6 protein-coding genes are annotated in these 24,926 nt (G+C 72.1%); 4 read left to right on the top strand and 2 right to left on the bottom strand.

Annotation, left to right across the window (positions count from 1 at the left end; translation table 11 throughout):
- Window positions 1-109: 109 nt before the first annotated feature.
- Window positions 110-2,953 (bottom strand): BTAD domain-containing putative transcriptional regulator, encoded by a 2,844-nt coding sequence (locus ABGB21_RS26725; RefSeq protein ID WP_347680096.1) that lies wholly within the window; start codon window positions 2,951-2,953, stop codon window positions 110-112.
- A gap of 169 nt (window positions 2,954-3,122) precedes the next feature.
- Here ABGB21_RS26725 and ABGB21_RS26730 point away from each other — a divergent pair, with 169 nt between their 5' ends.
- From ABGB21_RS26730 to ABGB21_RS26740, 3 genes are all read left to right on the top strand, one after another.
- On the top strand, window positions 3,123-12,962 hold the full coding sequence (locus ABGB21_RS26730) for a LamG-like jellyroll fold domain-containing protein (RefSeq protein WP_347680098.1): 9,840 nt from the start codon (window positions 3,123-3,125) through the stop codon (window positions 12,960-12,962).
- 70 nt (window positions 12,963-13,032) lie between these two features.
- Window positions 13,033-15,321, top strand: coding sequence for a hypothetical protein (locus ABGB21_RS26735; protein WP_347657260.1), 2,289 nt, complete (start codon window positions 13,033-13,035; stop codon window positions 15,319-15,321).
- Window positions 15,322-15,425: 104 nt separating this feature from the next.
- Window positions 15,426-15,860, top strand: coding sequence for a hypothetical protein (locus tag ABGB21_RS26740; RefSeq protein ID WP_347657261.1), 435 nt, complete (start codon window positions 15,426-15,428; stop codon window positions 15,858-15,860).
- A 107-nt stretch (window positions 15,861-15,967) separates the two neighbouring features.
- Here ABGB21_RS26740 and ABGB21_RS26745 read toward each other — a convergent pair whose 3' ends face one another.
- Window positions 15,968-16,885, bottom strand: coding sequence for a sulfite exporter TauE/SafE family protein (locus ABGB21_RS26745; RefSeq protein ID WP_347680100.1), 918 nt, complete (start codon window positions 16,883-16,885; stop codon window positions 15,968-15,970).
- Window positions 16,886-17,424: 539 nt separating this feature from the next.
- Here ABGB21_RS26745 and ABGB21_RS26750 point away from each other — a divergent pair.
- The gene (locus ABGB21_RS26750) at window positions 17,425-24,891 is read left to right on the top strand and encodes an SDR family oxidoreductase (RefSeq protein WP_347680102.1); all 7,467 of its coding nucleotides are present in this window, start codon (window positions 17,425-17,427) and stop codon (window positions 24,889-24,891) included.
- The last annotated feature ends 35 nt before the right edge of the window (window positions 24,892-24,926 follow it).

Below are 24,926 nucleotides of genomic sequence, written 5' to 3' on the forward strand. Positions count from 1 at the left end.
GCCGGGGCGGGCCCTCTCCCGGCCGCCCCGGCCGCGGACCGCCCGCGAGGTGGGCGAGGCGATCCACCTCCACGGCCGTCGCGGGCGACCGGACCCGCGACGGCCCGGATCAGTCGTCGGTCGGACGGGTCCGGAACGCCCCGGCGGCGCTGACCGGCGACACCGGGTTCAGCTTGGCCCGGATGTTGTCGGCGTCCAGGTGACCGATTCCGTCGAGAATGGTCTCCGCCTGGCGCCAGGCCTCCCGGGCGGCGGGCAGGTCGCCGGTGGCGGCGTGCAGGTCGCCGAGGTGGTCGAGGGTCCGCGTCTCCAGGTAGCGGCTGCCCTCGGCGCGGTACCGGTCGAGAGCCCGATGGTAGTACGTGACGGCGCGCCCCCGGTCGCCGAGGCAGCCGTGGATGTAACCGAGGCTGTCGTACATGGTGCCCTGACCGTGCGTGTCGCCGAATTCGATGGCCCGTTCCAGCGCGGTCTGGCAGTAGGCGAGTGCCTGTTCGTAGTTGCCGAGCCGGGCGTGGCACCACCCGAGGTTGTTGATCGCGTGGAACAGCCGGACGCCCGCGCCGGCTGCCTCGTGCAGGGCGTACGCCTGCTCGGCGTGCGCGAGCGCTTCCTCGTAGCGGCCCTGCCGTTCGCGTACCCAGGTCATGCCCTGGTAGGCGTTCGCCTGGAGGGCGAGGTCACCGGCCTGCCGGTACAGGTCGAGGGCCTGTTGGAGGTGGCGGTACGCCTCGTCGGTGCGCCCGAGCCCGGCCAGTCCGATGGCGAGGATGCGGTGGACGTGTCCACTCCCCGCCGGATCGGTCACCCGGTCCGCCGCGTCCAGCACGGCCCGGTGCACCATGTGCCGCCAGCGGCCGTTGCGGAGGAAGATCGGGGTCAGGGTCGCGGCGAGCTGCCAGGTGTGCCGGTCGAACCCGTGCCCGGCCGCGTGGTTCAGGGCCGCGAAGAGAGCGGGATGCTCCTCGGTCAGCCAGTCCAGCACGGCGACCTGGTCGGGGAGGTCCTCGACCGTGACCCCGGGGTCGGGTGGCGCCAGGTCCATTGCGTCCAGCCCGCGGTACAGCAACTGGGACGCGCCGTATGCGGTGTGCAGGTAGTGGTCGAGCAGCCGACGTACGGCTGCCCGGCGGTCGGACTCGGTGTCGTGTGCGGGGGACAGTTCGGAGGCGTAGGCCCGGAGCAGGTCGTGCAGGGTGTACCGGCCCGGGGACAGCTCGGTGACCAGGTGCACGGCGGCGAGCGTGGCCAGCAGCGACCGGGTCTGCCCGACCGGTAGGCCGCCGAGGCTGGCCGCGCCGGCGAGGGCGATGTCCGGACCCGGGTGTAGGCCGAGCAACCGGAACAGTCGGGCCGCGCCCGGGTGCAGGGTCTGGTACGACCAGGAGAACACCGCCCGAACCCCGGAGGCCGGAGCGTCCCCCTCGAACGCGTCCAGCCCGCCCCGGGCCGTTCGCAGCTCCCGGGCGATCGCGGCCAGGGTGAAATGGGGATTGGTGGCGGCTCGGGCAGCCACGACGACGAGCGCCAGCGGGAGCCCGGCGCAGAGTCGGACGATCTCCCGGACCGCCTCCGGCTCGGCCGCGACCGCCTCGGCACCGAGCCGGCTGACCAGCAGTTCGTGCGCCTCGTCGGCGGTCAGCAGGGCGACCGAGACCGGCCGGGCACCCTCCATCGCCACCAGGGTGGACATCCGGTTGCGGCTGGTCACCACCGCCAGACAGCCGGGCGCGCTGGGCAGCAGCGGGCGTACCTGGGCGGCGTCGTGCGCGTTGTCCAGCAGCACGAGGATCCGCCGGTCGGCGATGAGGCTCCGGTACAGGGCGGCCCGGGCGTCCAGCGCGTCGGGGATCCGCTCGGGTGGCACCGCCAACGCCGCCAGGAACGCGGTTATCGCGTCGCCGGGGCTCACCACGTGTCCCTCGGGATCCGCCCCGCGCAGGTTCAGGTACAGCTGTCCGTCCGGGAACAGTCCCCGGATCCGGCGCGCCCAGCGGACGGCGAGACTGGTCTTGCCGACGCCGGCGGTACCGGTGATCACGCAGATGCCGGTCGCCGCCCCGATCAACTCGCCGGCACCCAGCGCGTCGAGTTGGCGCAGGTACCCGGCCCGGCCGACAAACCCGACGAGGTCCGGCGGGAGCTGGGCCGGCACGACCGGTGCCGGGAACGACGGCTCCTGGTCGTCGTCGGCGCCGCCCGTCGGGTCGTCCGCGATGACGCGCGCCTCCAGTGCCCGGAGCTGGGGTCCGGGCTCCAGGCCCAGTTCGGCGACGAGTAGCCGTCGCGCCCGCTGGTACGCGGTCAGGGCGTCGGCGCGTCGGCCACACCTGTGGAGCGCGGTGATCAGCTGGGCGTGCAACCGTTCACGGAGCGGATGCTCGTCGGTGAGCCGGGACAGTTCGGCGATCAGGTCCGCGTGTCGACCGGCGGCGAGTTCCGCGTCGATGCGGTCGGAGATCGCGGCGAACCGCAGCTCCTCCAGACTGCCGCAGAGCCGTTCCCGGGTGGCCCCGCTGGCCGCGTCGGCGAGTGCCGGTCCGCGCCACAGGTCGAGCGCGGCGGCCAGCCGAGCCGCCCGCAGGTCCGGTTTCCTGATGATCCGCGCCTCGTCGACCAGGCGGCGGAACCGGTGCAGGTCCACCGACTCCGGGTCCACCTGCAACAGGTAGCCGCCACCGCGGGCCAGCAGCTGGGCCGGGTTGCCGGGTTCGCCCCGGGCCGCCGACAGCAGCGCGGCCCGGATCCGGGACATCAGGCTCTGCAGCGTTGTCCTGGCCATCGGTGGTGGAGCCTGGTCCCACAGCAGGGCGACGAGCCGCTCGGTGGCGACCACCCGGCGGGGTTCCAGCAGCAGTATCGCGAGGGCGAGGCGTTCCTGGCGCCGTCCCAACCGGACGACCTCGCCGTCGACGGAGCACATTTCCACCGCACCCAGCAGTCGGAACTCCACGCGCGACAGGCTACCGGCGACAACGGACGTGTTGATCAAACGGGAAGTGTCAAGCGGACGGCAGGGAAGTGTCAGCCGTGACGGGTGAGGCTGCCGCCCGGCGTGTGCGTCCCGGAGCGTGGTCCGGCGGCGCGGTACGCGTCGCCCTCCAGGAAGCGGGTCGGGGAACATGTCGCGAGCGGGAAAGCGGTTGTCGGCCACCCTCGGCCTGCTGCCGTTGGCAAAGCAGACCAAGCTGGTCGCGGTCGGGGTGACCCTGCTGGTGCTGGCCACCGTCGCCGGCGAGGGCGTCAGCGGCCCGTCGGCGCCGGACCGGGGCGGCCCCGGACGGTCGGCGGTGGCCGGGCCGGAGCAGCGCTGGGGATCCGCGGCGACGGGCCGCGGGCAGCGTGCCGGCGCCCCGGCGAACCGCACGCTGCCCACCTCCGTGCGCGCGCGTTACCCCCGGGTCACCTGGGACCCGGCGGCGAACAGCGCGGTCGTCGCGGCGCCGCCGCCCGCCCCGGAGGTACGCGGGTACGACCGGGCGACCAGCCGGGAACTGCCCGAACACAGGGGCGCCCACGAGCGGAGGTACGCCAACCCGGACGGCACCCAGACCACCGAGTTCTCCGACTCGCCGATCAACTTCCGGACCGACGACGGCACCTGGGCGCCGATCGACACCCGGTTGACCCCGGCGGAGAACCCGGCCGACGGCTGGCGTAACACCGCCGCCGGGGTGGACGTACGGTTCGGGTCGCGGTCCGATGCCGCCGAGCTGGCCCGGCTGGACATCGACGACGCCCACGCGCTCTCCTTCACCCTCGCCGGAGTCACCGGCGCCGCGCCCCGGGTGGACGGCAGCACGATCACGTACCCGGGGGTGCGTCCCCATGTCGACCTGCGGCTGGAGTCCCGGCCGACCGGGATCAAGGAGACCCTGGTCCTGACGTCACCGGCGGCCCCGACGTCGTACCTGTTCCCGCTGCGGTTGACCGGGCTCGCCGCGAAGCTGGTCGACGGGCAGGTGCTGCTCGCCGACGCGACCGGGGCGACGCGGGCCGTCATCCCGCCGGGAGACATGGTGGACTCCAGGAGCGGTACGGCGGGGCCGGCCCGCTCCACGGCCGTCGGGTACCGCCTGGTGGCCTCCGGCGGTGGGACCGCTCTCGAGGTCACCGTGGACTCCGACTGGCTGCGGGATCCGGCCCGGGTGTTTCCGGTGTCGGTGGATCCGACGGTGCAGGTGCCGGTGACCGGTGACGCGGCGGACAGCAGCATGTACGTGCAGGGTGGTGGCTCGGCCTCGGGCAGTTCCCAGCTGCTGGTGGGCACGGTGGACGGGGCGAGTTCGGCGTCGTACGTGAAGTTCACCGGGTTGGTGGACCGGTTGCGGTACCACACCATTTTCGGCGCGCAGTTGTGGGTGGTGAACTACGACTCGGACTCCTGCACGGCGCGGCCGGTGTCGGTGCACCCGGTGACGGGCTCGTGGAGTGGCGGTTCGGGTTACTCGTACCCGGGTCCGGCGGTCGGTGCGGCACTGTCGAGTCGCTCGTTCGCGCACGGGTACATCGGGTTCGGGCAGGCGTCGTCGTCCTGCCCGCTCGACGGCGAACTGTTCAACCTGGGCAGCGGCGGTCGTGACCTGGTGCAGCGGTGGGTGAACGGGGAGCAGCCGAACAACGGGCTGTCGTTGCGGGCCTCGGCGTCGGATGCGTTGTCGGGTAAGCGGTTCACCGGTACGGGCACGGCGAACCCGCCCCGGTTGTACGTGACGCACAGCCCGTACAACGCGGTCTACGGCATCCCGGACCCGGTACCCGAGCCGGCGGTGCTGCAGAACCAGGACGGCAGGATCAAGGTCACGGTCACGAACCGGAGCGCGGCGGCCTGGGCGCCGGGCGACTTCTACCTGGCTTACCGGGCGTACAACGCGGTGACCGGGGTGGCGGTGTCGCAACAGCGCTCGGCGAGCCTGACCTCGACGGTGGCCCGCAACGGTCGGGTGACGCTGGACGCGACGATCAAGGCGATGCCTCCGGGGAAGTACTTCCTGGACTTCACGATGGTGAAGACGGGCGGGCCGGTCTTCACCGACCACCAGGTGCCTCCGGCGCGGCTGGTGCTGCAGGTCTTCGACATCCCACCGGTGGTACAGGAACTCTCCCCGCCCAACGGCTACCGGGCGCCGACGCTGACCCCGCAACTGTGGGCCCAGGCGGTGGACATCGACGCGCCACCCCGCGCGTCGCTCCAGTTCAGGTTCGAGCTCTGCGAGCGCAACGCGAGTGGTAACCCGACGAACTGCGTCAACTCCGGATACCAGAGCCGGCGCGCCTGGACCGTGCCGGCCGGGACGATGCGCTGGAGCAGGGCGTACCTCTGGCGGGCGTACGTCAAGGACAGCTCCACCGAGGTGGTCTCGCCGTACTCGACGGTGCTGGCCGCGGTACCGCAGCCGGAGGTCACCTCACGGCTGGCCGGCGCGCCGTACACCGAGTCGGACCAGGAGTTCGATCCGCAGTCCGGCAACTACACGACGGCCGCGGTCGACGCCACGGTCGCCACGGTCGGCCCCGAGCTGCGCCTGTTGCGGACGTACAACAGCCTCGACCCCCGCCGTGACGGGTTGTTCGGTGCGGGATGGACGACCCGCTACGACATGCGGCTGGTGCCCGACGACGACGGGTCCGGCAACGTGGTGGTGACGTACCCGGACGGTCAGGCGGTCAGGTTCGGTCGCAACCCCGACGGCGGATACGCCGCCCCCTGGGGTCGGACCGCGTCACTCACCGTCGACACCTCCGCGTGGAAGCTGCTCGACACCGCCGGCACCACCTACCACTTCTCGCTCAACGGTCGGCTCAACAGGATCACCGACGTGGCCGGCCGGTCGGTCGTGCTCAGCTACGACGCCACGACCGGGAAGCTTGCCAGGGCCCAGGTCTCGAACAGTCAGACCAACACGGCGGGACGGGCGCTGTGGTTCACCTGGTCGGGTGACCACGTCGCCAGCGTACGGACCGACCCGGTCAACGGAACCGCGTTGACCTGGAACTACACCTACACCGGTGACCTGCTGACCAAGGTGTGTGCCCCTACCGCGGCCTGCACCAACTACGAGTACGGTGCCGGGTCGCACTACCGGAGTCTGGTGTTGGACTCGCGGGCCGAGTCGTACTGGCGGCTGGGTGAGCCGGAGGGCACGGCCTCTGGTAGCGAGGTGGCGGTCAACCTGGGTAAGGACGCCGGCACCTACACGAGCGTCACGCTCGGGACCGCCGGCGCGCTCGCCGGAACCACCGACACCGCCGCGAGTTTCAACGGCACCTCCAGCCGGGTCGAGCTGCCGAAGGGGACGGTGAAGAAGAGCCGTGACGGCGCGGTCGAGCTGTGGTTCAAGGCGTCGGCGACCGGCACGGGTGGGCCGTTGCTGGGGTACCAGGACAAGGCGCTCGGAACGGCCTCCGGCGCCGGGGTGCCGGTGTTGTACGTCGGCACGGACGGCCGGCTGCGGGGGCAGTTCGCGACCGGCACGATCAGTCCGATCACCTCGACGGTCGCGGTGAACGACGGCCGCTGGCACCACGTGGTGCTCTCCGCGCTGGGCACCACCCAGACGTTGTACCTGGACGGGGCCAGGGTGGGTGAGCTGACCGGCAAGACGGTCGAGCACTCGCTGTTGACGTTCAACCAGATCGGTGCGGCGTACGCGAGTACGCCGACCTCGTGGCCGGCGTGGGGGAGCACCGCCCAGCGGCACTTCGCCGGTGCGATCGACGAGGTGGCGTTGTACGGCGGTCCGCTCGGTCCGCCGTCGGTGACCGCGCACCACCGGGCCGGTGTCGCCCAGGCGGACCAGCTCGGCAGGGTGGTGCTGCCCAGCGGCAAGGTCGCCTCGTCGGTCAGCTACGACGTCGGCGTCGACCGGGTGCGGGAGCACACCGACGGCAACGGCGGGACCTGGCGGGTCGGCAGGCCGGCGGTCTACGGTGACGACACGGACCTGCGGCGCAGCGTGGAGGTCCTCGATCCGGCCAACCGGCCCAGCCTCTACGAGTACGACGCGATCGGCGGCTGGCTGCTGCGGACCGGCCTGCCGCTGGGCATCGAGGCCCGGCCCGAGGACTCGCCGGGCGAGCCGGCGATGCCACCACCGTCACCTGTGGAGAGCTGCACCAGACCCGACCCTGACGACCCGACCTTCTGCACCATCATCCCGAACGACTCGGGTGGCCCGGTCTTCGTCCGGTACGGCGCGGAGGGGACGAGCATCCGTTCCTACGCCTACGACGACAACGGCAACCTGGTGACGGTCACGGACGAGAACGGTGACGTCGTCTCGCTGACCTACGACGGGCGGGGCAACGTCACCTCCCGGCGGACCTGCCGCAGCGCGACCGAGTGTCACACCAGCCACACCAGCTACCCGACCACGATCACCAACCCGTACGACCCGCGTAACGACCTGCCCACCGAGACCCGGGACGGCCGGTCCGCCAGCGCCACCGACAACACCTACCGGACCAGTTACAGCTACCACGTCACAGGTCAGCTGCTGACCCAGACCGAGCCGGACGGCAGCGTGGTCCGCAACACGTACACCACGGGGGCGGAGGAGGCGGTCGGCGGAGGAGCACCGCCGGCCGGACTGTTGGCCAGCACGACCGACGCCCGGGGCACGGTGACCCGGTACGCGTACTTCGCCAACGGCGACCTGGCCCGGACCACCACTCCGTCCGGACTGGTTGTCGAATACGCCTACGACGCCATCGGCCGGCAGATCTCGACAAGGGAGATCTCCGACAGCTACCCGAACGGTGTGGCCAGTACCCAGACCTACGACCCGATGTCCCGGCCGCTGGCGCAGACCGGACCGGCGACCACAAACGCGGTGACCGGGGTGCGGCACCAACGGCGGACCACGATGACGTACGACGTCGACGGCAACGTGACCGCGACCGAGGTCGCCGACGCGCTCGGCAACGACCCGTCCCGGACCACAAGCACCGAGTACGACGAGCACAACCGGCCGATCCGGGTGACCGACCCGGAGGGCAACGAGACCACCTACGACTACGACGTCTTCGGCAACCGGACCTCGGAGACCGACCCCAACGGTAACCGGTACGACTACGCGTTCACCGCCCGCAACGAGGTTGCCGAGGTACGGCTGCGGAACTGGCACAGCGATCCCGCCGGCGTCCCCGGCCCAGGCACGGACGACCACCTCGTGCTGAACTCGTACGCCTACGACTTCGCCGGCCGGCTGGCCAGCGAGACCGACGCGATGGGCCGCCGGACCGAGTACGAGTACTACAGGGACGGCCTGCCGAGCCGGACGGTGGTGAAGAACGTCCACAACCCGGACGGCTCCACCCGCGACTTCGTCGTCGAGCAGAACACCTACGACGGCGCCGGCTACCTGACCAGGAAGGTGACCGACAACGGCCGGACGGTGGTCCAGCAGACCGTCGACCGGCGCGGCCGGGTGGTGTCGTTGACGGCCGATCCCGGCGGACTCGCCCGCACCGAAGCCAACACCTACGACGGCAGCGGCAACATCACCCGGGTCACCCGCTCCGGTAAGGCATCCAACGTGCCCTGGGCCGCCCCCACCGTCACCGAGGTGGTGGACCGCGACTACGACGACAGCGGAAACCTTGTCGAGGAGCGGGTCAGCGACGGCACCACCACCCGGGTCACCACGTACGGCTACGACCGGCGCGGGTACCAGATCTCGGTGACGGACCCGCGGGGCAACGTCGCCGGTGCGGACAAGGCCGCCCACACCTCCGTCTCCAGGTACGACGAACTCGGCCGGTCGGTGAGCGTCGCCGGCGTACCGGTGGCGGCCGAGAGCGGCGGACAACCGGCCGCCACGGTCACCCCCACCACCACCGTCGGGTACGACACGTTCGGCGGGCAGACCGAGGTGCGCGACCCGCTCGGCAACGTCACCCGGTCGACGTACGACCGGGCCGGGCGGCTGGTCGGTACGACGGGTGCCAGCTACGTGCCGCCGGGGCCGCTGCCGCCGCTCACCCCCAGCATGTCGACCAGATACGACGGCAACGGCAACGTCGTCGAGGTCACCGACGCGCGGGGCAACGTCACCCGGTCCGGGTACGACCAGCTCGACCGGCTGGTGACCCTGGACGAGCCCGGCTCGACCAACGAGCAGCGCGCCGTGTCGACCTTCACCTACACCCGGACCGGCCAGCAGCTGACCAGCACCGACCCGACCGGGGCGCGGACCGAGACCACCTACGACGACCTCGGTCGGGCGGTGACCGCCACCGAGATCGAACGGCGGCCGGTGGCCGGGGCCTTCGTCACCCGGACGACCTACGACGACGGCGGCAACGTGACCCGGGTGGTGGCACCGAGCGGCGCGACGGTGACGAACACCTACGACACCCTCGGTCAGCTGATCAGCTCCACCGATCCCGCCGGGGTGGTGACCCAGTTCGGCTACGACCACGCGGGCCGGCAGGTCCGGGCCAGCGACGGTCTGGGACGTACCACGCAGACCACGTACGACCTGTTCGGGCAGGTGACCGCCGAGTCGGACCGGAAGCCGGACGGTACGGTGCTGCGTACCGCGCGCTACGGCTACGACCTGGCCGGCAACCAGGTCAGCGTCACGGACCCGTCCCAGGTGACCCGGAGCTACCACTACGACGCGGCGGACCGGCTGGTCCGGCAGGTCGAGCCGGTCAGCCCGACCCGGTCCGTCACGACCTCCTTCGGCTACGACGCGGCGGGCAACCGGACCCGGTACACCGACGGCCGGGGACACACCACGATCACCACGTTCAACACCCTCGGCCTGCCGGAGGCGCAGGTCGAGCCGGCCACCCCGGCCCAGCCGAACGCCGCCGACCGGACCTTCACGACCGGCTACGACGCGGCCGGCAACCCGGTGCGGCTGACCAGCGAGACCGGTACCGGGGCGGAGGCCGGTACGGCCGCCCGGACCGTCGGTTACGACCTGGTCGGCCAGATCATCCAGGTCAACGGGGCCTCCGGGACCAACACGTACAGCTACGACGACCGGGGGAACCTGATCGGCACCTCGGGACCGGGTGGCGCCGCCCAGTTCGGTTACGACAAGGACGGCAACCCGACCAGCCGTACCGACGCCGCCGGCACCGCCGCGTACGGCTGGACCGCCGGCCGGCTGGTCTCGATGCGGGACGGGCTCACCGGTGCCATCCAGCAGATCGGCTACGACGCCGCGGGTGCGGTCAAGACGATCAACTACGGTGCCGGGCGGGTCCGGACCTTCGGCTACGACGACCTCGGCCGGACCAGCTCCGACACGCTGACGAACGCGGCCGCGAAGACCGTCGCGTCGACCACCTACGGCTACCAGCTCACCGACCAGGTCGTCAGCGAGACCACCACCGGGCTGGCCGGGGCCGGGCAGCGCGGCTACACCTACGACCAGGCGGGTCGGCTCACCGGCGAGACCGTCGGTGGCGTGACCACCGGCTACGAGTGGGACGACGCGGGCAACCGGGTCAGGGCCGGCGCGAAGACCGCCAGCTACGACGAGCGCAACCGGCTGCTCGCCGACGGCGACTACACCTACACGTACACCCCACGGGGTGGCCTGCGGACCAGGACCAGTTCCGGCCTCACCGAACAGTTCGGGTACGACGCCTTCGACCGGTTGGTCAACGCGGGCACCCAGACGTACACGTACGACGGTCTCGACCGGGTCGCGTCCCGCAACGGCACCGCGTTCAGTTACGCCGGCCAGAGCGACGAGGTCGTCTCCGACGGCACCGAGACGTACGCCCGGGGTCCCGGCGACGAACTGCTCGCCACCGGCCGGGGCGGCACCAGGCGGCTCAACCTCTCCGACAACCACGGGGACGTGGTCGGCGCCTTCGACCCGGCCGACAGCGTATTCGACCAGTTGCCCGACTCCACCGCGTACGACCCGTTCGGCAAGGTCACCGCGGCCAGCGGGGACACCGGCTCGATCGGCTTCCAGGGCGACTGGACCGACAAGACGACCGGCCAGGTCAACATGGGCGCCCGCTGGTACAACCCGGCCACCGGCGTGTTCACCTCCCGGGACGACCTCGACTACGACAGCGGCGACGCGGTGTTCGCGAACCGGTACACGTACGGCGCCGCGGCACCGCTGGACCACGTCGACCCGGACGGCCACCGCGCCCAGCGGCGTTGTTTCCTCTTCATCTTCTGTGCGAAGCCCCCGCCCCCGCCGACGCCTTCGTACACCGTCGTCCCGTGCTCGTTCATGCTGTGCGGCCCCGGGGACTCGATCCGCGACACGGCCAGTGCCATCGCCGCCCAGGCGCACGCGCAGACGTGCAAGGTCAGGAAGTGCAAGCCCGCCGAGAAGCCCCGCACGACGTACCCGTCGTACGCGCCGGGCCCGGCTGGCGGCAACGGTAGGAGCGGCGTTTCCTGTGGGGCCTGCTACGACCCGGAGGCGGCGCGCCGGCGGGCGTACCAGCGGGCCAAGGTGACAAGCGACGCGGCGCGGAGCGCCAACGTCTACTCCGCCAAGCACGACCCGCGGGCGGTGGACAGCGCGACCCGGACGCCGAACCTCTCCGGCGGCAAAATCGTCTCCTCGACGCCGCGCCTGCCGGCCCGGTCGACCTCGGCGTACCGCGACGTGGTCGCCGACGCCCGCAGCGGCACCGACAAGATCTACCGGGCGGCGGTGGGGGCGGCGGGCTCGGTGGTCGGCAACGTCTCCGCGGCCTCGACCGGGGCCGGCTCGTCGAGCCGGAGCGCCTCGTTCAGCGACGTCAAGCGGGCGGCCGGCCAGGCCTGGGACAAGTTCACCAGCGGGGACGTGACCCTCGCCGACCTCGGCAACCTGTGGAAGTTCGGCCAGCAGGTCAACATCGGACTCCAGATCGAGTTCGCGAAATTCCTCGGCGCCCAGGACGCCGTCGACTGTTTCACCCCGGAGAGCGTCCGGGACATCGACTGGGCGGCGTGTGGCTGGACCGCGCTGACCGTCGTCAGCGCCTTCGCCGGCCCCGAGGGAGTGGGCGCCGTCCGCGGGGCGCGTACCGGCAGGCTGGCGGTCGGCGGCCTCGACGAGGCCGCCTCCGGAGCCCGGGCCGCCGAGGAGGCGATCGGCGGTGCCTGCGCGGCCGCCGGGAACAGCTTCACCGGCGACACCCGGGTCCGGATGGCCGACGGCAGCACCCGGCGGATCAGCGAGGTACGGGTCGGCGACCGGGTCCTGGCCACCGACCCGACGACCGGCCGGACCGGAGCACAGGTGGTCACCGACGTGATTGTCGGTACCGGGCAGAAGGCGCTGACCGAGATCACCGTGGACACCGACGGTGCGGCGGGCGACGCGACCGCCACGGTCACCGCCACCGACGGCCACCCGTTCTGGGTGACCGGGGAAGGGCGCTGGGTCGAGGCCCGGAACCTGACCCCCGGTGCCCGGATCTCCGCCGCCGCCGAGCGTTCCGGCGACGTGCTGGGTGTCCGCCCGACGACCCGGGACGAGACGGTCTACAACCTGACCGTCGACACCCTGCACACCTTCCACGTGGTGGCCGGGGACCGCGACCTGCTCGTCCACAACATCGACTGGGGTCGGTGCGGCCGGGTCGTGGCGACGCCGTTCAGGTGGGCGTACGAGAAGGTGCTCACACCGGCCGGCCACGGCATCAGTGCGGCCTGGTTCGGCACCGGCCGCGGCATCAGTGCGGCCTGGTTCGGCACCGGCCGTGGCATCGCGGCGGCCTGGGACGGGACCGCCGGCCGCGCCGGCCGGGCGATCGCCCGGACGAACACCTACCAGTACGTCAGGAAGAACCCGGGGCGCGCCGCCTTCCGCTGCCTGGCGATGAATCCGGCGAACGCGGTCACCGGCCTCGCCACCGGATGGGCGCTCACGAACAGGCCGACCAGGCAGCAACTGATCATCGGAGGCGCCGTCCTGGTGGCCGGAACCGCCAGCTACTGCGTCGGCAACCTGGTGCACGACGCGTGGCCGGTCAACCGGTGACGCCTGCGGCGCGGCCGGGACCGTGCCCTCCCTGAACCACCTCACCTCATTCGAATCCAAGGAGATCAGGTTGCCCAGAACAGAACAGGTCGGCCGATCGGGACGCGGGCTGTTCCGCGTACCGGTCGTGCTGCTGGCGCTCGCGCTCGCGGCGCCGGCGGTGGCCGTACCGCACGCACCCCCGGCGTACGCGGACGCGGCCGGGGTCGGCGGGGACTACGTGCCACTGGCCGGGACGGCGGCGGTGTTGGACACCCGTAACGGTGTCGGTGCGGCGAAGGGCCTGCGGGGCCCGGCCAGCACCACCACCTTCCAGGTCCTCGGCGTCGGTGGTGTCCCCACCACCGGAGTGAGCGCGGTGCTGGTCCGCCTGGCCGTACTGAAGCCCACCGCGGCGACCTGGCTGCACCTCTGGCCGGCCGGGACCAGCCGCCCGACGGGGACGATGATCTCCGCCGGGGTCGGCGAGCAGCTTTCCAACACCGCCGTGGTCAAGGTCGGGTCCAACGGGAAGGTCTCGGTCTACAACAACGGTGGCCAGACCGACATCGTCGTCGACGTGCAGGGCTACTTCACCTCGGTGCCGGGCAGCACCGGTGGCGGGTTCGTCCCGGTGGCCCACGCCCGCCTGATCGACACCCGCAGCGGCCTCGGTACCGCCACCGGGAAGATCGCCGCCGGTGCCAGCCGTACGGTGACGCTCACCGGCGGCGTGGTCCCGGCCGGCGCGGCCGCGGCGTTCGTCAACGTGATCGTGCCCGGGGCCAGCGCGACAGGGTGGCTGACGGTCGCCCCGACCGGCGGCACCGCCCGTCCGCTGATGAACCACGAGACCGGCTCCACCCAGTCCGCCGCCGTGGTCAAGCTCTCCACCAAGGGCCAGGTGACCATCGCCAACAAGGGCAGCACCGCGGTCGACGTGGTGGTGAACGTGGAAGGCTACTACGCCGCCAGCCCCAGCCAGGGCGCCGGACTTCGGCTGGCCGCGAGCCGGTTGATCAACACCCGCAGCGTGGGCGCCGGCCTGCCGGTGCCGGCGAACGGCACCGTCGACGTGCGGGTGGGCGGTACCAACGGGCTGCCGACCCGGGGGATCGCCGGAGCGGCGTTGAACATCGTGGTGACCCCGGAGGCCGCGGGCTACCTGAAGGCGTGGCCGGTGGGCGAGACCGAGGCGTCGCTGACGGTGCTGGACTTCAAGGCCGGCGTCTGGCGGGACAACGCGCTGGTGCTCAGGCCGGGCACCGACGGCAAGATCCGGATCCGCAACGGCAGTGCCAAGCCCGCACACGTCATCGTCGACCTCCAGGGCTGGTACGCCGACCCGGCGCCGGCCGTCCCGGTGGCGCAGGACACCCGGGTCACGGCCCTGCAGGCCGCCCCGTTGACCGGTGCCGCGGCCGGCACCATCGAGTACGCGTACGTCGACAACGGCGGCAACCTCCGTTGGGGGCACCAGTCCGACCTGGACAGCTTCGCCTCGGTGCAGTGGACGGTCATCTCCGGAGGCGAACGGTTCTCCGGTCCGCCGGCGCTGGCGCAGCTGTCGGACGGCCGGCTGCAGGTGTCGGCGCAGTTCCGGGACGGCAACATCTGGGCTGACAGCCAGACCACGGCGGGCGGACCGGGCTGGAATGCCTGGACCAACCTCGGTGGCTCGATGGCCTCCTCGCCGGTGGCGGCGAGGCTGGCCACCGGCACGGTGGTGCAGTTCGCGGTCGACGTCGACGGGAAGCTGTGGGCGTACGCGCAGAGCGGTTCGGCGTACTGGCAGAACCTGGGCGACCAGAACCTGACCGCGACCGTCAGCGTGGTGAAGGTGCAGGACGGCCTGCGGGTCTTCGCGGTGAACGACCAGGGCGCGGTCAAGACGATCATTTACTACAACGACGGCGCGGTGTCGGCCTGGACCGACCTCGGTGGCACCGGCCTGACCGGTACGCCGGCGGTGGTGGCCCGGCCCGGCTTCCAGTTGCAGGTGTTCGCCCGTAGTGCCGGCGGGACCGTGGTGTCGAAACTCCAGGACATCAACGGTGGCTGGCCGACGACCTGGCAGGTGATCGGGTCGACGAACCCCGACCTGCCGGTCCCGCCGGTGGCCGGGTCGCCGACCGTGGTCATCGACCCGAACACCAGTCGGGCGACCGTGGTCGTCCGGGGTACGGACAGCCAGATCTACCACGTCACGGAGACCGCCACCGGCTCCAACGCCTGGGGCAACTGGACCAAGACGGTGACCGCCGACGACCCGGCGTCCACCGATCCGACAGTCCTGCCGTACCAGAACGTGAACGGGTCCTCCTGGGTGATCGTGTTCCGCGACCTCAACGGCGCGCCCCGGTTCTACCAACTCCAGTAACAGGTGATCACCGACACCACGCGTACATCCCGTCGATGACGTGGCAGCACCCGCCGGGCCGGGGCCGATGTTCCGGCCGGCCCGGCGGGTACCGGTGTGACGCGATGCGGCTCCGTGCCTTCGTCCCCGCCGTCCACGGCTTCCTCGACACGATCCGCGACGGCCACCCGGACGTCCCACTGCTGCTGATCTCGCCCCTGTTCTGCGGTGTCCACGAGGAGACGCCCGGCCCGGGCGCGCTCGACCCCGGGTCGATCGGCACCGACCAGGTGCGTTTCGTCGCGACCGGAACACCTGGGGATGTCACACTGGGACGCCTGACGCTCCAGGTGATCCGTCGCGAGCTGCGCTCCCTGGCCGAGCGCCGTACGGCCGACCAGAACCTGCACTACCTTGACGGCACCTCCCTGTACGGTTCGTCCGACGCCGTAGCGGTGCCGTTACCCGACGGCCTGCACCCGAGCCCGGAGGCCCACCAGCGGATCGGCACCCGGTTCGCCGAGTACGCCTTCACCGGCGGCGGCCCCTTCGCCCGGTGACGTCACCTCGTCCGGCGAGCGGGAGCACCCGGTTGCGCCGACGCCGCGAGCCGTGCGGCCCTCCTCGTCCGGGATGACCGCGGCGGTGACGCCTGGCCGGACCCGGCCTAGCTGCCGGCCGGTTGGGTGGCCATGTCGGCGTCCGGCACCCTGGCCGTACGCCGCTCGGCCCGGTGTTGGCGGATCGACCAGGTCAGGGCCGCTGCCCAGAGCAGGCCGATCATGGCGTAGCAGGCGTACCGCACCGGGCGTGGTGCGCCGAGCCAGTCGCTGTTGAGCAGCGTCCGACTGTTGGTCGCGATGATGGTGCCGCCGACGGCGGAGCCCAGTATCCGGGGTGGCACCAGGCGAACCAGGTAGGCCGCGACCGGAGCCGCGATCATCCCGCCGAGCAGCAGAGCGGCGACCACGCCGAGGTTGATGTCCGCCGCGCCGAGGCCGACCAGGAAGCCGGCGCTGGCGGCGGTGGCGACGAGGAACTCGCTGGTGTCGACCGAACCGATGACCTTGCGTGGCTCCAGCCGCCCGCTGGCCAGGATGGCCGGGGTTCCGACCGGTCCCCAGCCGCCCCCGCCGGTGGCGTCGATGAATCCGGCGACCAGGCCCAGTGGTGCGAGGAACCGGCCGCGGAGCGGCTTGCCGAGGTTGCCGACCGGTACGGCGAAGCCCGTGAACCGGACGAGGATGTAGCAGCCCAGGCTGAGCAGGACGAGCGACATGACCGGTGCGGCGAACTCGGTGGAGATGGCGGAGAGGAGGGTGGCTCCGGCGAAGGCGCCGATGGCCCCGGGGACGCCGATGCGGACGACCACCTTCGGGTCGATGTTTCCGAACCGCCAGTGTGCGGCCCCGGAGGCGAGCGTGGTGCCGATCTCGGCCAGGTGTACGGCGGCCGACGCGGCCGCGGGTTGGGTGCCGATCGCCAGCAGCAGGGTTGTCGAGGTGACGCCGTAGGCCATGCCGAGACTGCCGTCGACCAGTTGGGCGCCGAGGCCGACGAGGGCGAGCAGGACGAGGGTGCGCATGGTTCACCGCCGATTCGGTCTGGAAAGCGGTCGTGTGTGGTGCGCGGGACGGTTTCCGAGGAGCGCCGGTGGGTTGGCCGGTCGGCGGTGTGATCCACCTACGTCAATCATTTCCTACTTAATAGGCAGGGACGGTTCCGTCGGGATTTGGGCTTCACCAGAATGCGTCTCGATTGGTGGGTGCGGGAGAGGAAAGTGACAACTGTCACTGGATCTGTGGTTCTTAACATGTCGGCAATCGGGGCGCCTCGCGAATTAACGGTGGCGGATGCCTCCGCTTGTCGGCTGCCACTGCGGACGGCCGCGCCGGTCGGGCCCGCGGCGACGATCCTCCGGTGATCGCCCTGGTGAGGGGGTGTGTGGTGCGGGAGGAGCGGGTCACTCGAATGACCTTAGGGAGGATTTAACTGCCGTGTAACCCGCCTCCCCTAGATTGAGTCGGAATGCGAGATCGACTCACAACAATGTGTGAGTCGTACCCTCCGCTGTTCTTGATCACTTTGGCGATCCGAGACCACCGCTCACGAAGTGGGAGTCCGATGAACTCTGCATTCGACCCGTGCGACCTGGTTATCGCCATCGGCGCAGGTGGCTTCCTGGAACCCAGCCCCCGTGTCGTCATGTCGGCACAACGGGGCGGCGGAATCGGCGTCCTCGACCTCGGCCGCGGCGACGCCTGGGCACTCACCGCGCTCGCCCAGGCCACGACGGAAGCGACCCGGCCGGTCGGCGTACGGGTACCAGCCGGCTGCGCCGCCGGTCCCGACGACGTCGAACGGGCCGGGCAGGGGAGGGTCGACCTCGTCGTCGCGCCACCGGACACCCCCTGGCCACTGCGCCAGATCGCCGCGCGGTACCGGCTGCTGGTCGAGGTGACCAGCCTGGACGAGGCCCGCGAGGCCGCCGTGACCGGGGCGCACGGGCTCATCGCCCGGGGCATGGAGTCCGGTGGTCGGGTCGGGGAACTGAGCAGCTTCGTCCTGCTCCAGCAACTCGCCGCCGCCGACGGGATCGACCTGCCGATCTGGGTGGCCGGCGGCATCGGACCGCGTACCGCCGTGGCCTGCCTGGTCGGCGGCGCGGCGGGCGTGGTGTTGGACAGCCAGCTCACCCTGATGCCGGAGGCCGAGACACCGCAGGACGTCCGGCACACCGTAAGGCGGATGGACGGCTCCGAGACCGTCGTGGTCGACGGCCACCGGGGGCTACGCCGGGGCGGCCGGCACGACACCGACTCGCCGCTGCTGCCGATCGGCCAGGACGGCTGGCTCGCCGCCGTCTTCGCCGACCGCTGGCCGGACACGGCTGCTGCCGTCCGCGCCATCCGGACCACTTTGCTCGACGCGATCGGGCGCAGCGGCGCGGACAGCGCACTGGCCCCGGGCGCCGCCCTCGCCGAAACCCTGAACGTACGGATCCCGGTCGCGCAGGGCCCGATGACCCGGGTCAGCGACGAGGCGGCGTTCGCCGAGGCGGTCGCCGCCGACGGCGGCCTGCCCTTCGTCGCGCTCGCCCTCGCCGACGCCGACCAGTCCCGGCGGATCCTCACCGAGACCGCCGCCCGGCTCGGCGACCGACCGTGGGGGGTCGGCGTCCTGGGCTTCGCGCCGGAGGACCTACGCGCCGCGCAGCTCGAGGTGATCCGCGCGATCAGACCGGCCTGCGCGATCATCGCCGGGGGCCGGCCACCTCAGGCCCGGATGCTGGACCAGGAGGGGATAGACACCTTCCTGCACGTGCCCTCACCCGGGCTGCTGGGCCAGTTCCTCCGTGCCGGTGCCCGCAGGTTCGTGTTCGAGGGCGCCGAGTGTGGCGGGCACGTCGGTCCCCGGGCCAGTTTCCCGCTCTGGGAGGCCCAACTCCAGGTGCTCGACGAGCATCTGGCCGACCACCCCGCCGACGCCGCCGACCTGCGGGTCTTCTTCGCCGGCGGGATCCACGACGCCCGCTCCGCCGCGATGGTCGAGGCGATGGCGGCCCCGCTGACCGCACGCGGCGCCCGGATCGGGGTGCTGATGGGCACCGCCTACCTCTTCACCGAGGAGGCGGTCGCGAGCGGGGCGATCACCCCGCTGTTCCACCGCGAGGTCGTCGCCGCCGCCACGACCGCACTGCTGGAGACCGCACCCGGGCACGCCACCCGGTGCCTGCAGAGTCCCTTCGTCGACGACTTCCGGGCGCTGCGCCGCGAACTCGAGGAAGCCGGACTGGAGAACCGGCAGATCTGGGAACAGCTCGAGATCCTCAACGTCGGGCGGCTGAGGATCGCCAGCAAGGGCATCCGCCGACAGGCCGACGGACTCGCCGAGGTCGACGAGGCGACCCAGGCCACCGAGGGGCTGTTCATGGCCGGTCAGGTCGCCGTGCTCCGGCAGGCACCGACCACGGTCGCGCGGCTGCACGCCGAGGTGACCACCGGGGCGCTGGAATACCAGGCGCACCGGCTCGCCGTCCTACGCGACAGACTCGGCCCGGCGGCGTCTCCGACGGCACCGCCACCGGCCCCGCTGGACATCGCCATCATCGGCATGTCCTGCATCCTGCCCGGCTCACCGGACCTCGACAGCTACTGGCGTACGGTGCTCGACGGCCTCGACGCGGTCACCGAGGTGCCGGCCGACCGGTGGGACGTGGACACCTACTACGCCCCCGAGGTCGGACCCGGGCAGACCGGCCGGATCAGTGTCTCCAGGTGGGGCGGCTTCCTCGACCCGGTGCCCCTGGACGCGATCGGGTACGGCATCCCGCCGACCGCGCTGGGCAGCATCGACCCGACCCAACTGCTCGCCCTGGAGGCGGCGCGTCGCGCCCTGGTCGACGCCGGCTACGCCCACGACGTCCCCGGCGTCGACCACCGGCGTACCGGCGTGGTCTTCGGCGCCGAGGCGGGCAGCGACATGGGCCACGCACAGACCCTGCGGACCATGCTTCCGGCGTACCTCGGGGAGGTGCCGGCGGAACTGGAGGAGCAGTTGCCCACCGTGAACGAGGACAGCTTCCCGGGGGTGCTGGCCAACGTGATCGCCGGACGGGTCGCGAACCGGCTCGACCTGGGCGGCCCCAACTACACCATCGACGCCGCCTGCGCCTCCTCACTGGCCGCGATGGACGCGGCCTGCAAGGAACTCGTCGCCGGGGACAGCGACCTGATGATCTGTGGCGGCGCCGACCTGCACAACGGCATCAACGACTACCTGATGTTCACCTCCGCGCACGCGTTGAGCCCGACCGGACGCTGCCGTACCTTCGACAGCACCGGTGACGGCATCGCCCTCGGTGAGGGGGTCGCCGCTCTGGTGCTGAAGCGGCTCACCGACGCGGAACGCGACGGCGACCGGATCTACGCGGTGATCAGGGGCATCGGTGCCTCCAGCGACGGGCGGGCCCTCGGGCTGACCGCGCCCCGGGCGGACGGGCAGCGCCGGGCCCTCGACCGGGCGTACCACCGCAGCGGCATCTCGCCCCGGCAGGTCGGGCTTCTCGAGGCGCACGGCACCGGCACGGTTGTCGGCGACCGGACCGAGCTGGAGACCCTGACCCGGCTCTTCGACTCCTCCGGGGCCGAACCGGGCAGCTGCGTACTGGGCTCGGTCAAGTCGCAGATCGGGCACACCAAGTGCGCGGCCGGACTCGCCGGGGTGATCAAGGCGGGTCTGGCCCTGCACACCGGGATCACACCCCCGACGATCCACCTGACCCGACCCAACCCCGCGTGGAGCCCCGAGCGCAGCCCGTTCGTGTTCCACACCAGCGCCCGACCGTGGCTGGCGCCCGCTGCCGAACGGCACGCCGGGGTCAGCGCGTTCGGCTTCGGCGGCACCAACTTCCACGCCGTGCTGAGCGCGTACCCCGGTCCGGAGCCCCGCCACGCCCGGCGGGTCTGGCCGGCCGAGCTGTTCTGCTTCCGCGGCCTCGACCGGTCCGGCGCGCACGCCCGGGTACGGCGGCTGGTGGAGGCACTGTCGGCCCTGGACGACCGCGGCCGGCCGTGGCCGCTGTGTGACCTGGCGGCGGCGGTGCCCGACGCGTCGGACCGCCGGGCCGGACCGGTACTCGTCGCGATCGTCGCCCGGGACCACGACGAACTCGCCACCCTGTTGCGTCGCGCGCTGGCCGGCGAGCACGACCCGGGGCGGGGGCTGGTCCAGCCGGCCGAGGACGCCGGGCCGGGGCCGGGCAGTGTGGCCTTTCTCTTCCCCGGGCAGGGCAGCCAACGCCCGGACGCCCTCGCCGAACTGTTCGTGGCCTTTCCGGAACTGCGCCACTATCTGCGGCTCGGCGCGCGGTGGGCGGAGCCGCTCTTCCCGCCGACGGCCTTCGACCCGGACATCCGGCGGCAGCAGGAGGAGCGGGTCCGCGACACCCGGATCGCCCAGCCGGTCCTCGGCATCGGCGGGCTCGCGGTCGCCCACCTGCTGCGCCGGGTCGGCGTCCGCCCCGATCTGGCCGGCGGGCACAGCTACGGCGAACTCGTCGCGCTCTGCGTCGCCGGTGCCCTGGACCCGGCGGATCTGCTTCCGCTCAGTACGGAGCGGGCCGAGGCGATCCTCGCCGCCGCCGGCGACGACCCGGGGACGATGGCCGCCGTCTCGGCCGCCGCCGCGGACGTCGGCCGGTTGCTGACCGAGGCCGGGCTGGCCGACGAGGTCGTGCTCGCCAACCAGAACGCGCCGAGCCAGGTGGTGATCTCCGGACCGACGCCGGCGGTCGAGACTGCGGTGACCGCGTTGCGGACGGCCGGGCTCGCGGCCCGCCGCATCCCGGTCGCCTGCGCCTTCCACAGCCCGGTGGTGGCCGGCGCGACCGAGCGGTTCGCCCGGGCGCTCGCCGCCACACCGGTGCGCCGTCCCGCCATCCCGGTCTGGTCGAACCGGACCGCCGCTCCCTATGACGGCGATCCCGACCAGGTACGCCGGCAACTCGCCGAACAGATCGGCGCACCGGTGCGGTTCGTCGAGCAGGTCGAGTCGATGTACGCCGCCGGCGCCCGGATCTTTGTCGAGACCGGTCCCGGCCAGGTCCTCACCAAGCTCGTCGGGGCGGTACTCGGAGAGCGGCCACACCTGGCGGTCGCCACCGAACCCCGTCCCGAGGACGGGCTGTACGGATTCCTCGGCAGTCTCGCCCGGCTCGCCTGCGCCGGAGTCGAGGTACAGCCCGGCTGGCTGTACCAGGGCCGGACGACGGCGGCTCCCGGCGGCCCGCTCCAATCCGACGGAACGACCCGCCGACCGATGTGGACGGTCGACGGCCAACTCGTCCGCGACCAGTTCGGAAACACCCTGCCCGGCGGGATGACACCCCCGCGACGGATCAAGGAGTTGTCGATGACCGTACCGAACGGGGCCGCCATCGGTGGCCGGGACAGCCGGGACGAACTGCTCAGTGAGTTCCTGCGGACCAGTCGAGACATGATCGCCTCGCAACGGGACGTGATGCTCGCCTACTTCGGTGACACCGCCGGGGCCCCTGGTCGGCTGGTCTGGCAGACCGGCGAGGGCGATCCGCAGGTGACGGTCTCCGCCCTGTCCGCCACGTCGGCGGTTGCCGTTCCGGCGCCTGCGGCGATGCCGCCCGGCCCTGTCGTCCCGGTGTCCCCGGCGGTTCCCGGCCCGCCTGTTCCGATGACGGCGGTCGGGCCGGCACCGACCGTCGTCGAGGTGTCGACGGCGGTGGCGTTGCCGGATTTCCAGACGGCGATTCTGGAGGTGCTGGGGGAGCGGACCGGCTATCCGGTGGAGTTGATCGAGGTTGATCTGGATCTGGAGGCGGATCTGAGTATCGACTCGATCAAGCGGGCTGAGGTGGCCGGGGAGGTGGCGGCGCGGTTGCGTCTGGCGGTGCAGGGTGACGAGTCGGAGTTGGAGGAGTTGGTGAAGGCCCGGACCGTCCGGGCGATGGTGGACTGGCTCAACCAGAGGATGGCGGTCGCGGTGGGCGTCGCCGGTCCCGCCGCCGCCGAACCCGCGTCGGCTGTCGTCGAGGTGTCGACGGCGGTGGCGTTGCCGGATTTCCAGACGGCGATTCTGGAGGTGCTGGGGGAGCGGACCGGCTATCCGGTGGAGTTGATCGAGGTTGATCTGGATCTGGAGGCGGATCTGAGTATCGACTCGATCAAGCGGGCTGAGGTGGCCGGGGAGGTGGCGGCGCGGTTGCGTCTGGCGGTGCAGGGTGACGAGTCCGAGTTGGAGGAGTTGGTGAAGGCCCGGACCGTCCGGGCGATGGTGGACTGGCTCAACAACAGGATGAGTGCGCCGGCCGTGCGGCCGACAGTGGACTCCGGTCCGTACCTGGCGGAGATCGGGCCGGGAAGCCCGTCAGCGGGGGGCCACGGCGGCGGCACAGCACTGACCGTCGCGCCGAGCCGTCCGGCGCTGGCCGCGCCGACCGTCTCAGTCCCGCCGACGGTCGCCGCGGGGTTGCCGGTCCCCGCCGGGTTGCCGGTTTCCGCGGGGTTGCCGGTTCCCGGCGGGTTGAACGCGCCGGCCGGGTCGACCGCCCCTGCCGGCACCGGCGCGATCGCTCTGCTGCAACGGCGGGGAAGGACGCCGAAACGGCTGCTGCCCCAGGCGCGTACCCTCGCCGCCCCGGACGTCGGAGCCTCGGCCGCGCTGCTTTCCGGCACCAGTTTCCTGCTCACCGGGGCGAATGCGAGCCTCGCGTACCTGGCCGAACTGCTGCGGGATCACGGGGTGAGCGGACAGACCGGCAAACTCGACGCGACCCCGGCGGAGCAGCTCGCCGAATTCGACGGCATCGTCCTGCTCGACGGTCTGAACACCACCGGCGCGCCGATGCTGCCCGGAGCGTTCCCGTTCATCAAGCAGGCGCTGGCGGCCGGACCCCGCTGGCTGGTCGGTGTCGGCCCGGCCGGTGGCGCCGGTGCCAGCGACGGCATGCGCGGGTTGTTCCGCACCATCGCCCGCGAGTATCCGCAGACCACGGTCCGGTTCATCGAGGTCGACGAGACGCTCGAGCCGGAACGGATCGCCCGGCAGGTGCTCGCGGAGTTGCTGGCCGGCGGCGACCCGCTGATCGTGGCGTACGGCGAGGCCGGACGGCGCAGCGTCGACCTCACTGCACGGGAGCTCGGCCCGCTTGCCAGCAACGGTGCCGGCCCGGCCGGAGACGGCAGCGCCGAGGTCGGGGCCATCGGACTCGACCGGGACTCCGTGCTCGTCCTGATCGGCGGCGCCCGCGGGATCACCCCGTGGTTCGCCCAGACCGTCGCCGCGGCGGCCCGCTGCCGTATCGAGCTGGTCGGGCGGACCGTGCTGCCGCCCGGTCCGGTGCACCCGGAACTGGCCGCCGCACCGGACCGGGCGGCACTGCGCGCCGCGCTGGTCCGGCAGGGACTGCGGTCACCGGCGGAGATCGAACGCACCGCCCAGGCGGTACTGGGCGCGCGTGAGGTCGAGGCGACCCTCGCCGAGCTGCGCGAGCGCGGTGCCGAGGTGGGCTACCACACGCTCGACGTACGGGACGCGGCGGCGACCCGGGAGCTGCTGCACGACGTACACCGACGGTACGGCCGGATCGACGGCGTGGTGTACGCCGCCGGGGTGATCGAGGACAAGCTGATCGCGGAGAAGGATCCGGCGTCCTTCACCCGGGTGTACGGCACCAAGGTGGACGGTGCGCGGGCCGTGCTCGCCGCGCTCGACGAACTGACCCCGGCACCCCGGTTCGTCGTGCTCTTCGGCAGCATCGCGGCGGCGTACGGCAACCGGGGCCAGGGCGACTACGCCGCCGCGAACGACGCGCTCGACTCGCTCGGCGCGCGCTGGGCCGCCCACACCGGCAACCGCTGTCTCACCGTGCACTGGGGTCCGTGGGCCCCGGGCAGCGGCCACGGCGGCATGGTCAGCGAGGAACTGAGCCGGGAGTACGCCCGCCGGGGCATCGAACTGATCGATCCCGAGGAGGGTGCGCTCAGCCTGCTGGCCGAACTGGCCTGGGGAGACCCGAGGCTCACCTCGGTTGTCTACACCGCGTCCGGATGGTGACCGGTGCGGCCCCGGCCACCCCGACGGTCCACCCC

The sequence above is a fragment of the Plantactinospora sp. B24E8 genome (assembly GCF_039871735.1).
GTDB lineage: Bacteria > Actinomycetota > Actinomycetes > Mycobacteriales > Micromonosporaceae > Plantactinospora.